The organism is Streptomyces sp. NPDC034043, from assembly GCF_055575675.1.
Window position 1 is genome coordinate 118,878 of the sequence record NZ_JBVISF010000013.1, and the last position, 13,277, is coordinate 132,154.

General features: G+C 69.4%; 11 protein-coding genes and 2 pseudogenes. 9 read left to right on the forward strand and 4 right to left on the reverse strand.

What is annotated here, in order from left to right; genetic code table 11:
- The first annotated feature begins 244 nt into the window (after nucleotides 1-244).
- Nucleotides 245-868, forward strand: coding sequence for a TetR family transcriptional regulator (locus ACZ51S_RS27290; protein ID WP_468478579.1), 624 nt, complete (start codon nucleotides 245-247; stop codon nucleotides 866-868).
- A gap of 976 nt (nucleotides 869-1,844) precedes the next feature.
- Nucleotides 1,845-2,674, forward strand: a protein-coding gene (locus tag ACZ51S_RS27295) for an IS5 family transposase (RefSeq protein WP_468962249.1) whose coding sequence is annotated in 2 segments (ribosomal slippage) — nucleotides 1,845-2,120 and nucleotides 2,123-2,674 — 828 coding nt in all. Because the reading frame shifts where the segments join, the coding sequence is not laid out codon by codon here.
- A gap of 129 nt (nucleotides 2,675-2,803) precedes the next feature.
- On the opposite strand, the pseudogene ACZ51S_RS27300 reads toward ACZ51S_RS27295, so the two are convergent.
- Nucleotides 2,804-3,095, reverse strand: a pseudogene (locus tag ACZ51S_RS27300) (IS630 family transposase); the annotation flags it as partial.
- Nucleotides 3,096-3,145: 50 nt separating this feature from the next.
- A complete protein-coding gene (locus ACZ51S_RS27305; RefSeq protein WP_468962251.1) occupies nucleotides 3,146-3,412 on the reverse strand; it encodes a hypothetical protein in 267 nt (88 codons plus the stop codon).
- A 99-nt stretch (nucleotides 3,413-3,511) separates the two neighbouring features.
- Here ACZ51S_RS27305 and ACZ51S_RS27310 point away from each other — a divergent pair.
- Nucleotides 3,512-3,909 (forward strand): annotated as a pseudogene (locus tag ACZ51S_RS27310) (ATP-binding protein); the annotation flags it as partial.
- Nucleotides 3,910-3,949: 40 nt separating this feature from the next.
- On the opposite strand, the gene ACZ51S_RS27315 reads toward ACZ51S_RS27310, so the two are convergent.
- Both ACZ51S_RS27315 and ACZ51S_RS27320 read right to left on the reverse strand, forming a co-directional pair.
- On the reverse strand, nucleotides 3,950-4,678 hold the full coding sequence (locus ACZ51S_RS27315; protein ID WP_468478582.1) for an SMI1/KNR4 family protein: 729 nt from the start codon (nucleotides 4,676-4,678) through the stop codon (nucleotides 3,950-3,952).
- 1,226 nt (nucleotides 4,679-5,904) lie between these two features.
- Nucleotides 5,905-6,750, reverse strand: coding sequence for an NAD(P)H-binding protein (locus tag ACZ51S_RS27320; RefSeq protein WP_468962253.1), 846 nt, complete (start codon nucleotides 6,748-6,750; stop codon nucleotides 5,905-5,907).
- 279 nt (nucleotides 6,751-7,029) lie between these two features.
- On the opposite strand from ACZ51S_RS27320, the gene ACZ51S_RS27325 reads away from it, so the two are divergent.
- The 6 genes from ACZ51S_RS27325 to ACZ51S_RS27350 all read left to right on the forward strand — a co-directional run bounded on the left by ACZ51S_RS27325 (nucleotide 7,030) and on the right by ACZ51S_RS27350 (nucleotide 13,276).
- The gene (locus ACZ51S_RS27325) at nucleotides 7,030-7,311 is read left to right on the forward strand and encodes a hypothetical protein (protein ID WP_468478584.1); all 282 of its coding nucleotides are present in this window, start codon (nucleotides 7,030-7,032) and stop codon (nucleotides 7,309-7,311) included.
- Nucleotides 7,312-7,985: 674 nt separating this feature from the next.
- Entirely contained in the window at nucleotides 7,986-9,116 is a 1,131-nt protein-coding gene (locus ACZ51S_RS27330) for a globin domain-containing protein (protein WP_468889540.1), read from the forward strand.
- A gap of 36 nt (nucleotides 9,117-9,152) precedes the next feature.
- Complete coding sequence (locus tag ACZ51S_RS27335) at nucleotides 9,153-9,770, forward strand: pyridoxamine 5'-phosphate oxidase family protein (protein ID WP_468478586.1); 618 nt, start codon at nucleotides 9,153-9,155, stop codon at nucleotides 9,768-9,770.
- A gap of 1,397 nt (nucleotides 9,771-11,167) precedes the next feature.
- Nucleotides 11,168-11,734: a TIGR04222 domain-containing membrane protein gene (locus ACZ51S_RS27340; protein ID WP_468803398.1), complete on the forward strand. Its 567-nt coding sequence runs from the start codon at nucleotides 11,168-11,170 to the stop codon at nucleotides 11,732-11,734.
- A gap of 33 nt (nucleotides 11,735-11,767) precedes the next feature.
- The gene (locus ACZ51S_RS27345) at nucleotides 11,768-11,902 is read left to right on the forward strand and encodes a hypothetical protein (protein ID WP_468478589.1); all 135 of its coding nucleotides are present in this window, start codon (nucleotides 11,768-11,770) and stop codon (nucleotides 11,900-11,902) included.
- A gap of 666 nt (nucleotides 11,903-12,568) precedes the next feature.
- A complete protein-coding gene (locus tag ACZ51S_RS27350) occupies nucleotides 12,569-13,276 on the forward strand; it encodes a class III extradiol ring-cleavage dioxygenase family protein (RefSeq protein WP_468962255.1) in 708 nt (235 codons plus the stop codon).
- Nucleotide 13,277 lies beyond the last annotated feature (1 nt).

The following is a 13,277-nucleotide window of genomic DNA, read 5'->3' on the forward strand; positions in this document are numbered from 1 at the left end:
CGGTCCGATAGGCGCTCGCGCGCGAGGAAGACGGCGAGCCAGAGGGCGATGGCCAGGCCGGCCACCACGCTGACGGGAACGGGAACGTGAGCCACGGTGCCGAGGACGACCCCGAACACCAGCAACGCACCTACGAGGAAGAGCATGAGACGTCCTCCTATTGAGGTAACAGTTGTACACTGACTACCCAGTTCAGTTCGCCTCATGCTGGCGCCGCCCGATGGGACGCGGTTGACTTCGCGTCATGAGTCCGCACACCGGGGTCCGCGCGACCCAGCGCCGCCGTACCCGGCGCGCCCTCCTCGACGCGGCCTTGTCGGAGCTGGAGGAGCGCAGCCTCGGCAGCCTCGGCCTCAGGGAGATCGCCCGGGCAGCCGGGGTCACTCCCACCGCCTTCTACCGCCACTTCCGGGGCGTGGGCGATCTGGGAGCCGCGCTGGTCGAGGAGGCGCTGGCGAGCCTGCACGAGACGGTGCGCGGCATCCTCGCCGCGACCGGGGACGCCGAGCAGCGCGGTGACGCCGCGGTGGGGCTCATCGCCGAACTGGTGCGCAGCCGGCCCGCGCACGTCCGTTTCCTGGTGCGCGAGCGCCACGGCGGGGTACCGGCGGTACGCGAGGCCATCGCCGGCCAACTCGACGCCTTCGCCGAGGAGACAGGGGCCGCGCTCGGGGCCGATCCCCTGAGCGCGCACTGGGACGCCGACGACGTGACGATGCTCTCCCGGCTCCTGGTGGACCACATGTTCATGACGGCGTCGGCGTTCCTCGCCGCCTCGCTGCGGGGCGAGGACTGGGCGGCCGCCCTCGGCACGGCCCGCCGCCAGCTCCGCCTGATCCATCTGGGGCGGGTGCACTGGGCCGGGTGACGTGGCGGGGCGGCCCGGAGACGCCCTTACCTGGCCGGGTTCCGCGCCGCTTCCGGGTCCAGGGCTACGACCAGGAAGGCGTCCGTCTTGTCAGCGGTCGAATATGCCGCGGGGATTCCTACTGCCGGGGCGGGGCACGACACTGCGGTAGAGCGATTCGAACGCGGCCGGTTCCATACCCATCGCCTCAGCCGCCCGGTCCGCCTCCAGGCCCACGCAGTGCCGCAGCACGAAGGCGTCGGCAGCCGGCCTCGGAAGCTCGTCGAGCGGGGAGGGAAGCCTGGCCGGAGGTCTGTCGCGTCCCGGTTTCCGAGACGGACGGCCGCGCACTGGCGGTGGGCGGACTCGAACCGGGACCTGAACGCCGCACGGGCCGCCTGCTCGGCCGTCCGGCCATCCGTGCATCCCGTTCTAACCACTGCCCCCGTCGCGGACGACAGCTGTCCTGCGGCGGTGGGGAGAACGGGGCCGCGAGATGCCGTGATCATGGAAAATCCCCGCTCGGGTGCGAAGGCTGCCCCGGCCTGAAGTTGGCCGGATCTGATGCCGCCGACTGAGGCAGGCACAGACCGGCGCACCAGCCGGGACCGGCACGCGGGCTAGAGCCTGTCTGACAAATGATCACCGAGCGGTGTACGTGCTCGGTCCAATTGCCTTGCCGTCCTGGCACGGGCCAGTGATTCTGGGCAAGTGCCAGGACAGGGGAAGAGAAGACGGCGGCAGGAGGACGTGCGGCAGCGGCTTGCTGCTCGTACCGCGCCGGACGCGGGGCAGTGGGAAGTGGTCGTTGAGACTCGGGACCAGGCGGAGATACGTACGCGGTTGCGCCGTCTTCGGGAGGCGGGAGTCGATGGTTCGACGATCCGGATCGACACGCTGTGCGGGCGCCTGGCGCTCCCGACCACCTACCGGCTGAGCCGTTTCGTGACGGACCCCGCACGGCAGTCCGGGCACGAGCACTCTGATCATTGATCTTGTGGCAGGTCGAGGTGAGCTGACGGATGCGGCGTGGCGGCGAATAGAGCCCCTGTTGCCGCGGGTGGACGGACGTGGTCGTCCGTGGCGCGATCTGCCCGAGCGGTACGGACCCTGGCAGACCGTCTACGAGCGGTTCGCCCGCTGGGAAGCGGACGGGACCTGGGGGAGGCTGCCGGAACACGTGCAGGTCTGCGACGACGCGGTGGGCCGGATGGAATGGACCGTCTCCGTCGACTCCACGATCAACCGGGCCCACCAGCACACGGCTGGCGCCCGCGAAAAGGGGCCGCGGACGGGAACGAACTGGAAGGTCCGGGCTGCTCGCAGAAGCGTCAGGCACTCGGCCGGTCCCGGGGCGGGCTGACCACCAAGGCCCACCTCGCCGTCGACGGCCGCGGCCTCCCGCTGTCCATCGTGCTCACGCCCGGCAACGTCAACGATGCCACCGTCTTCGGCCAAGTCCTCGACGGCATCCGTATCCCGCGCGCCGTTGCGGGCCGGCCTCGCACGACACCGGCGCGGGTGCTGGGCGACAAGGCGTACTCCAGCCGGGCGATTCGCCACCTGCTGAGGCGCCGGGGGCATCGTTGCCACGATCCCCGAACGCGGCGTTCAGATGGCCAACCGCCGGCGACGTGGAGCTCACGCGGCCGCCCGCCTGACTTCGACAGGGACATCTACCGCGACCACAACGTGGTCGAACGATGCTTCGCCCGCCTCAAGCAGTTCGGTGCGGCCGCAACCAGGTTCGACAAGCTCGCGGATCGCTGCCGGGCTGGAATCGTCCTGGCAGCTCTGATGCTGTGGCTCCGCGAACCCGCCAGATGATCATTTGTCAGACAGGCTCCAGGGCTCCCATGGCCCGGCGCACTACCTGGAGCGGGAGTGCGGCGGCAATTCGGCAGCTCCCACGTCGGGGATCTCCCTGATGGGACCGCCCACCGCACCGGGGTGTGGTCTCTTGATCTCCCGGCGCTGGGGCAGCGTGATTGTCCTGGGCCAGCCGCCCTTGTACTTCGGGTACAGCGAGGAAACCATGGGCGTTGCTGTTGTGGATCACGTACCGGACCCGGTCTTCGCTGGTGAACGACACCTCGGCGATCTTCACCACCGGCATCCCCTGTGCGGACAACAGCACCATCTGGGCCCCCCGCCAGGTCACCACCGATCCCGTGCCCCTGCGGATGATCCGCAGTAGCCGGCGGCCCTCGTCATCGTCGATTTCGCGTACCCGCACCCGTTCTGCCACGAGTCAGCGTGACAGAACGGGGACTGCCCGCGCCGAGAACCGAGTTCGTGTCACGCAGCCCGGCGTCGTCGCAATTCATCGAGCCAGTCGCGTACCTGCTCGTCGTCGTGCAGGTAGCCGCCATCCGGACCGGCGAGGAGATCGACGCCGTGCAAGCGGTCCAGCGCCCACCACGCCAGGTCGTCCCAGACGAGATCGTCGTCGGCCATCCACGACGCAGCCCACCGCTCAACCTCATCCCGGCTCAGCCGGCCCTCGACAAGCGCGACGAACCGCTCCTCGATCTCGCCGATCTCCGGCTGTCTCCACACATCCACCAGACGACCGTACCGTCACGGGGCAAACGTTGCCTGACGTGGCACCAGCCGGGCCACGCAGGGCCGTTTCTGCGGTGAATTGCGTCCTCCGCTCGGGTGAGCGAGGCCGCGATGGTCGGCTGCCGGGTCAAGTACGTCCTGGCAACCAAACTGGTCAACGAGCTCGTCGAAGCCGCCGATGAGAAGCAGCTGACGAAGACCATCGCCGGCTACGGCCGTGTCGATCCGCTCTGCATTGATGAGCTCGGCTACATGGAACTCGACCGCCGTGGCGCCGAACTCCTCTTCCGGGACCTGACCGAACGCGAGGAGAAGAACTGCGTCGCCGTCGCCTCCAACGAGTCCTTCTCCGGCTGGACCAAGACCTTCACCGACCCCCACCTCTGCGCGGCCATCGTCGACCGGCTCACCTTCGGCGGCAACGTAATCGAAACCGCCACCGACCCTACCGCCTCGCCACCACCCGGGCCCGGGCCTCACAGCAGACCCCGGGCTGATCCGACCCCGGCAGCTTGGCCAAGGGGTTCTTGCGTGTGGTCAGCGGTAGTCGTTGAGCCAGTCTCCCGGAATCAGATCCCGAACACGGTTGAGGTCTTCTGCCGTCCGGCCTCGGGCGAAGACGGCTGCGCCAGCGTCGTCACGGATCAGGGCGTCCTGGCCCAGGAACCACCTGCTCCCGTGTTCCTCCTGACCGATCGGATACACCGGGAACGGCAGCCGGACAAAGTTCTTCACCAGCGACTCGACGTCGTGCTCACTTGGGTCAAGGAAGTCGCAAAGCTCTCCTTCGGCCTGCAGGGATTCAGAGAGAACGATCTCAACGAAGGACAGGGAAAGACGCTCCAGCCAGCCTTCCCAACGCTCGGCGCTCTTGTTGGCCAAGCCAGTCCGGCTGAACACCGCAGGGTCGTCATCCTGGAGGCTGTCGAGGAGGAGGCCCCAGGAGGCGGCGCCCTGATTTTCATGCCGGAAGACCAGGGCCTCCTTGGCGGCATCCACATACAGCTCCGTCGGGCCGAGCAACACGTCGTAATTACTGGTCAGATCCCGGCGGCGCCCGAACAGCAGATACGCCTCGCGCAACGCAACCGGCAGGCGAACCCCCAGCCTCTCCTCGGCCGTGGCCAGATCGGCATCTGTCCACCCGTCGCCGTTCTCCAGAGGGTTGGCCCAATGCGCCGCGAAACCCTGGATAAATTGCCATGCGCCGCTGCGTCCCCCGACGCCGTCGACAAGGGAGGCAGCAAGATCGAACTGTTGTGGCATACCAAGACGATATCCACCCAGCGCAACAGCCCTCTCCATGCCCCGACACACCGGCCATGCGTTCTCGAAACCTGACGCCATGGTGTGGGCGTCACGAATGCTCCGTCGCCTCGGCGGGGCTGTGAGCCGTGGATGCCGGAATCGGCAGCATGACTTTGTGTGACTACTTCGCCGCCACTCACGACCAGGCTGCCGCCGCCGTGGCTCAAATGCCTGATGGCCCGGCCCGGGCCGCACTCAATACGGACTCTCCGAAGGGCATCGACCCAGTGGTTGCCATTGCCCAACGGGAAGAGATCGCGACGGGCTGCAGATACGAGGAGGCCAGCCAGCGTCCGAGTTCCGAACAGTGCTGTCCCCACCGGAAGTCGAGGGCCCCTTCGTGTTCAGTCCGTCGGACTCGCTGACCGGGGCACTCGTCACTGCAGCACCGGATGGCCTCGTGCGGTTCGCCGAGCCATGGTCCAGGACGGACGAACTGCGGCAGAGCCAGGTCGATGCCGAGACCGGGGCCGGTGTTCTGGAAGCCCTGGCGAGCCTGGCCTCGCGTGCTCAGGCGAGCCGCATGGGTCTGTATTGCTGGTGGTCACTGTGACCCAGCGGAGCCAGCTTTCAAGCCTCGATAAGAGATGATCTCCGGCTACGAAAATTTTGCCAGAGCCACTTTCACTCGTACTTCGACACCACCTCACCTCCCGGGCCGCGGACGACACCCGCGCCAGCCACCGGCCCCAGAACGGAACCGCTCACTCCCCTCGCACCAAGTAGGGCGGCCAGCAGGCAGGAGGCCGCCGCCGTGCACCCGGGAGCCGGTGGTGAACTCGGCCCAGGCGGTGGCGGGGTGGCCGCCCAGCAGGGCGCGCGCCGCATGCGCGAGGGCCTCTGGCAGGTCCTCGCGCAGGGCGGCCAGCAGCCGGCCGCGGGACAGCGCGGCAAGCAGCAACGGGCGCCTTCTTGTGATGGGCGGGACGCGTGTATGCCTCGCCCGTCGCAAGGACGCGCCCCACGTCGTGACGCGTTGCCGAACGGCGGTTCTTCGAACCGGGCGGGCGTCCCGGGCCCGGCCGGGGAGGTTGCGGTGCACGCGCTGGAGACGGGGTCTTCGCGCTCAGGCGTGTCCTTGGTCGGAGCACATGATCAGACCGAGGCCGCCCGCGCGTCCGGCGAATGCCCAGGTGAGCGGCTCAGTTCGAGGAGCATTTCGGGCTGGGGCTCTGACGGCGAACCTAGCGGAATTCGTCCGCGTGCTCTTCCGCCCATGAACGGAACGTGCGTGCGGGTACTCCGGTGATCTCCTCCACTGTGGAGGTGATCAAGTTCGACGCGGGCCGCGTTTCAGCGCTGGCCAACAGCGCCTCGACGAGAGCAGGCGGCCTGCCGTCGGCGAGCATCTGCTGTCGTGCGACCTGTACGGGGACCTCTTCGAAGGCCACCGGGCGGCCGATGGCTTCCCCGATCGTATGTACCTGCTCGGCTCTGCTCAGTACCTGCGGGCCGCTCAGGACGTGCTTCGTGCCCACGTGCCGGTCATCGGTCAGCGCGTGTACCGCCACGGCCGCGACATCATGCTCGTGGATCACAGCCGTAGCGGCGACGTCGGGACCGCGAACGACGTGCTTGGTGCGGATCTGATCGGCCCACCCGCGCGCGTTGGAGGCGATGGTGTTCGACCGCAGGACGGTCCACTCCAGGCCTGATTTTTCGATCAGGCGCTCCATGTCGGCATGGAGCTGGTTGATCGGATCGGTCTGCCGTTCGGCGTCCTCGTTCACACCCGACGACGAGAGATAGACGATGCGGCGTGCATGTCGTGCAACCACCTCCAGCACGGCGGGCGCGCCCTCGGTCGTCAGGAAGGGCCAGATCAGGAACACTGTGCTGGTCCCCTTCAGTGCCCCCTCCAGCGTGCCTGGCTCGGACAGGCCCCCGCCTGCGACCTTGACTCCCTCCGGTAGCCCGGCCGTTTCGGGATCACGCGTCAATGCGCGCACAGCTATGCCGGTGGCCAGGAGCTGAACAACAACTTGTCGGCCGACATTGCCGGTCGCGCCCGTCACAAGAATCTCACTCATGATCACGTCAGCCTCAGCCCTGCTCGCAGTATTCCGTCCTGCCGGCCCCGGGCGCTCCGAAGGGCCAGCTCGGCTCCCGCGGCGGCCGGCCGCCGCACTTCGACCCGACCGAATACCGCGAGCGCCATGCGGTCGAGTGTGGGATCAACCACCTCAAGAGCCACCGTGCCGTCACCACCCGGTACGACAAGCTCGCCGTCCGCTATGAGGCGGCCGGCCGTGCTGGTCGCAGTCCTCAACGAGTGGTTGTGACGGGCGCCCTGCTGGGACCATGCGCCGGTGAACTCAGAACTCCCCGCCGGATGGACGATCGAGCGCGTGCGCGCGCTTTCCGGAGACCCAAGCGCCGCCCCGCTCTCCTTCGATCGGCTCGTAGTCGTCGAGGTGGCTGGCCAGGGCGACTACGAGCCGCTCCGGCCTGATGTGATTCTTGCGTTCCACGAGTTGTGCCTCGTGAGGGACGACGGTGAGTGGCTCATGGGGCAGCTCCACGATGACGGCTCGGTGATCTGCTGGGCCTCCTACGGATCCGACCTGGCCGAGGCCATCCGCAGTCTCTGAGCGACACTCCTTGCCAGCTCGACGAAGCGGAGCTGTGCCTGCTCCACGGGAAGGACGGCTGGGGCGGCCAGCCTCAGGTCTATGCGGGTCTATGGGCTCGTTCCCTCGGCGCCGATGTCCTCGCGGGTGCGCTCGACGCAGGCGGTGCGGCCGGTACGGGCGGCCTCGTCAACCGCACAGCCGCTCGTACGCGCGTACCGGCAGCACGCCCTCCCAGTCGGTCAGCGGCCGGGCGACGCCCACGCAGGGTCTGGAGCCGGCGATCACGGCCGAGCACCCCGCACCCTCGGCGGCCGGCCGCTGAGTCTTCCCCGAATCCCTCGCCCGAACCCCGTGACCGGCCCACATAATGCGACAAGATCTGGGGACGAGTTCTAGCGGAAACGACGCTTCCCCCGATCGACAATCTGTTCAAAGATCATGGGCGGTCCGGAAGCATTTCATCCGCTTCTACGGCCAGGCACCCCTACCCGATGAGGACTCATGCTCTCCCGACACCACATCGCCCCTTCCGCCCCGAGACGGAGATCCGTCCGGACAAGGAGCGGAGGAGCGCTCGTCCCTTGAGATTCCGGATCGGCCGCCCCAGCAATCCGCCCGCTCACCAGCCCACGGAAGAACCGGCGCACCATCGCGCCCCCGCCACTGCGCCGCCCCCGGCCTCCGAAGCGCCCTTGTCGGAGCACGAGATACACCTGATCAAGGCTTCGGTGTCGGTGGTCGCCCCCGTGGCCGAAGAGATGACGGTCTACTTCTACGCCATCCTGTTCGCCCGCTACCCGCAAGTACGTCCACTGTTCCCGCCCGGAATGGACGCCCAGCGCGGCCGCCTCCTGCGCGCGCTCCTGCACATCGTGGACGTGGTCGACGACCCGGCGAACCTGGTCCGCTTCTGCGGGCACCTCGGCCGCGACCACCGCAAGTTCGGCACCCTTGCCGCGCACTTCCCGGCGGTCGGCGAGTGCCTCCTGGCCTCCCTCGCCCGCTACGCGGGCCCGGCCTGGACGCAGGACATCGCCGACGCGTGGACGAAGGCGTACGGCGTGGTCTCCCAGGTCATGATCAGCGCCGCCGAGGAGGACGAGGCGGTGCGGCCCGCCGTCTGGCCCGCCACGGTGGTGCACCACCTCCCCCGCGGACACGGCATCGCCGAGATCACCGTGCGTCCCCACCTGCCCTACGCGTACCAGGCCGGGCAGTACGTGAGCATGGAGACGCCGTGGTGGCCGAAGCTGTGGCGCTACTACTCCCCCGCCAACGCGCCCCGCGCCGACGGCACCCTGACCTTCCACGTCCGCGCGGTGCCCGGCGGCTCGGTCAGCGAGGCGCTGGTACACCGGGCAGCGGTGGGCGACGTGCTGCGGCTGGGACCGCCGATGGGCGACATGGTCCTGGACGCGGCCGTGCACAAGGACCTGCTCTGCGTCGCCGGCGGTACGGGGCTCGCCCCGATGCGCGCCCTCATCGAGGAGGTCGCCCGTCGCGGTGGACGCCACCAGGTGGACCTGTTCCTCGGCGCCCGCACCGGCGACGAACTGTACGGGGTGGACGACATGCTGCGGATGGTCCAGCGGCACCACTGGCTGACCCTGCGGGGCGCGGTCTCCCACGAACACATCGCCGGCATCCGGGGATCACTGCCGAAGGTGCTGGCCGAGTACGGGCCGTGGTACCAGCACGACGTGTTCCTCAGCGGACCGGCGGCAATGGTCACATCCGCCAGCGAAACGCTGACCCGCCACGGTACGTTGCCCGACCGTATCCATCACGACCCGTTCGAGACCCCCGTTCTGTCCACCCGCTGAGCCGGATCCCCGTTCACTCTCCCAGGAGCAGCCCCCGTGATCTTCCCTCCACCGTCGTCCGGTTCGGCCGGTGAGCGCCGGTTGCAGCAGCAGCTGGGTACGGCCGAGCGCGCCGCCCGCTTCTACGACCAGCAGGTACGCTCCCACCTGACGGACGAGATGCGGGAGTTCATCGGCTGCCAGAGCATGGTGTTCCTGGCGACCGCCGACTCCCACGGCGAGTGCGACGCCAGTTTCCGCGCCGGGCCGCCGGGATTCGTCCACGTCATCGACTACCGGACGCTCGCCTACCCCGAGTTCCGCGGGAACGGTGTGCTCGCCAGCGCCGGCAACATGACCGAGAACCCGCACCTGGGCATGCTCTTCGTGGACTTCACCCACCACCACGTAGGACTGCACGTCAACGGCGTCGCCCGGCTCTACGACGACGCGGAGCTGCGCCGGGTCCATCCCAGCCTGCCCACCGACGTCGCGCCGGGGCGGGGGCCCCAGCTGTGGGTCCACGTCACGGTCCAGGAGGCGTACATCCACTGCTCGAAGTACATACCCCACCTGGAACCGGCTCCCCGTCCCCTGGGCCAGGACCCGGCCCGGCCCAAGGACGCGGACTACTTCACCAAGCGCCGTACCGCGGTGTGGTCGGGGCTTTCCTGACGCGGTGCGCACGGGCGTGAGGCGCACGAGCGCGCTGTGACATCGACTCTGGGCAGCGAGGGGCGCCGTGGGCGCGCCCCCGCCGCGGTGGTCGTGGCGGACGCGCCGGTCGCCCGTGGCCCGTTGCGCGGTACTGCCGTACCCGTGGCGGACTCAGCCGCGACCCTGACCGGCGTACTGGGGCGTCCTTATGGACGGACCGCGCACCCTGTGCGCACCGGACGACGTCGCCCACCTGGTCCTCACCGGGCCCAGGTGGTCGGCGAAGAACGCGGAGGCGGACCGGTGACCGTCCTCTCCGCTCGCTACGCCCCCGCCGGGGCCGGGGCCTAGACCTGGCCGACCATGCGGCCCGCGATCTCACCGGGCGTGCCTGCTGCCGCGTGGGTGCCCGTCAGCCCGGCCGTCAACCACACGCACCCCCGCCTCGCCTTTCGGGCTGCGGGTGACGTCGGTCATGCGGGCCGCGAGCAGGGGCCAGGCCCCAGTGGTGACCGCTGGGCCGTATCCCGCTCAGAGCCGATGCAGTCCCTGGTGATGGTCACCAGCCGGCTGTTCGCCGCTGCCCCCACGCCGAGCCGCTGAAGAGCCGCGGGCCGGCCGGACAGGTCGGGGCCGTCCGGGATGCCCAACCCCCGGGTGTCCGCGCGCACCACCACCGATTCCAGGGCCGGGGCCGGGGCCGGGGCCGGGCAAGCGGCGGCCTCCGACGAGGTCGCGGGCGAACCGGGCTCGGGTGCGGCAGGCGGCCTCCTACGGGTTCGGGGCGGCCACGGGTCCGGCCGCCGCCGGTGCGGTCCCTGCTGAGCCAGGAGGGCGGCAACGGCCCGGTCGACGCCGGCGCCCTAACCGTGTATGCGCCGCTCGGGGCCGCGCCTTGCGGGTGCAGGCGACCGCGGTGGTACTGCTCCAGGCAGGTCGGGCACCGGGCCTTGCCCGCGTACGCCATACCGGCACGGGCTACCCGCGGCCAGCCCGCCCCGGGTCCGGGCAGCCGCCCGCAGTTTAGGGGCGTCGCCCCGCCACACGAAGCAGCCGACGGCCGCCGCCACGCCCTCGGCGTCCATCAAGTCTCCTTCGTGCTCGCGGGCGTCGGCCTGCGCCTGGTCGACGCTCACGATGTCGACGTCCGCCGGCAGCAGCGCCGCCCGGACGCCGCGATCCGGACCCTGGTCCAGGTGGGAGGACTCGTTCGAGCCTGTACCGCTTCGGGCCTCCAGGAGCAGATGCTTTGCAACGTGCTCGGCTACGACCTCAGGGCCGGCACCGCCGACGCCGCACAGCCTGACAGTCGTCCTGTGCCACCACCCAGAGTTGACCGTCTGCCATCAGACTTCGAGGGATGGGGAAGGCTGCAACTGCCAGGTGACAGATGCAGGCCGTGACGGGGGGCTGGTATGCGGTGGGTGTTCCGGTGGATCGTCAGGGGCTCGGGCGAGACGAGACCCCTGGACGTGTATGACGTCGCGTTCCTGGCGGGCGGGGCCCGGCATGTGGTGGACAGTGCGGTCACCACGCTGCACCAGCGTGGGCTGCTCATGGTGCGCAACGCGCAGGTGCATTCCGTGGAGGGGAGGCAACCCCTGCATCCGGTCGAGCGCGCGATGATCGTCTTCTGCCGGCGCCCGACGGACATCGACATCGTACGAGCGGTCCTGCAACGCTCACCGGAGGTTGAGAGGATCGGCCGCGGGCTGGCCACGTGGGGTCTGGTGGCGGGCGCGGAGCGTCAAATGACCCCTGCGGGCCGGCGACATCTCCAACAGGCCCAGCGTGACCCGCGCATGCTGGAGTACGTCTTCCCTCATCGCAGCCCGCACTGGGAAGGAGCCGCGCCGCCCCCAGCGGGCCAGCCCCGAAGGCGGCCGGGCGGCAATCGTCGCTACGGTGACCCCGGCTCCGGCCTGGATACGGATACACACTCCGGCGGCGGTCACAGCGGCGGCGGGGGCGGCGGCGAGTGAGGTCCCACGGGCCACTCCCGGCACGATGAAGGAATGAGCTCTGCCCTGCGCGTCATCGTCTACCCGCCCGACACCCAGGGCGGCCGCCGCGTATGCGTCGACGGTGAGAACATCGGCCGCGCGCTGGCCCGAGCGACATCTTCGAGTTCCGGCGGCGGGCCGGCCTGAGCCCCCGACGACGTCCGCCTGGACGACGCGAGAGCGGCCTCGCCAGCTCGAAGGCGTAACCGGCGTGAGTCTCCAGGTCTTTCACCAATACCAACCGCGAGGTCGGCGTGGCTCCGTCAGCTACCCAGCACATGCCGAAATGGTCCCACGCAGCGCCGAGGTGTACCCGCTGCCCGGCCCGCTCGACCCGACCGCGCTCTACGGCCACCTCGCCCCCTCATCAGCTGACCAACGGCCCAGACATTAACGATCAAGATACGCGTCATCTCATGTGGTACGGCTCGGCATCGGGGCTCGCCCAGCTAAGAGTTGCCCTGTAAATGATCTTCAGGTCGGCTCGCGGGCAGGGTTGGTCGCCGCCGCATGGCCCCCGCCGATCCAGGAGTTGTCCGGCCGATCATGTGACTACTACTCCGGGTGCAAATCGTTGATGCTGACATGGGCCGGGGTGATCTGAGTGATGCCGAGTGGAAACGGCTGCGACCGTTCGTGCGCGCAACACCGTCGAACGGGTCATTAACCGGCTGAAGCAGCACCGGGCGGTGGCCACCCGCTACGACAAGCGCCGTTACGTCTGCCTCGGCACTGCCACCGCAGCAGCCCTCACCATCTGGCTCCGACTGATCGGCCAAACTAGTGCCGGAGGTGGAGGCTAGGCTGCGGAGCATGCTTGTGGCCGCTGCCGTCTGTCCCTGCCTGCCGTCGCTCACGCTCGAGGCAGACGTGGGCGCGCTTGCGGCGCCGGAGCGGCTGCGCAGGGCGTGCGCGGAGGCGGTGGCAGCCGTACTTGCCGAGGATCCCGAGATCGTGGCCGTGGTCGGTCCGGGTGCGCGGTCCCGTCTCCACGAGAGGGGCACCCTGTGGGCTTTCCGGGATCTCGGGATCCCCGTGGACGTGCGGCTCGGACAGGGCCGGGCCGCGGAGCCGCCGGCGAGAACGCTGCCGATGTCGCTCAGCATCGGTGCGTGGCTGTTGCAGCGGGCGGGCTGGACCGGTCCGGTGCGTGCATATGAGGTGGACGACGCCCGCGATTGGCCCACGAACGGGGAGGACGGCTTGCACCTGGCGGGGTGGGCGGACCGCGTCGGGCTGCTGGTGATGGGGAACGGTCCGACGCGCGCCGATGAGGACGGAGCCCGGCGCCCCGACCCACGGGCCGAGGAGATCGAGGCAGGCATTGCCGCCGCGCTGGTCAGCGGTGACGTGAACGGATTCTTCCCGAACCTGGACGCGAGCCTCGCCCGTGAGCTGGGGGTGTCGGGCCGCTCGCCCTGGCAGCTGCTGGGCGGGGCCGACTGGGACCTGACTACCCACCGCCTCCTGTACGCCGAGACCGTGGACAGCGTCAGCTGCTTCGTGGCGACCTGGTCTTAGC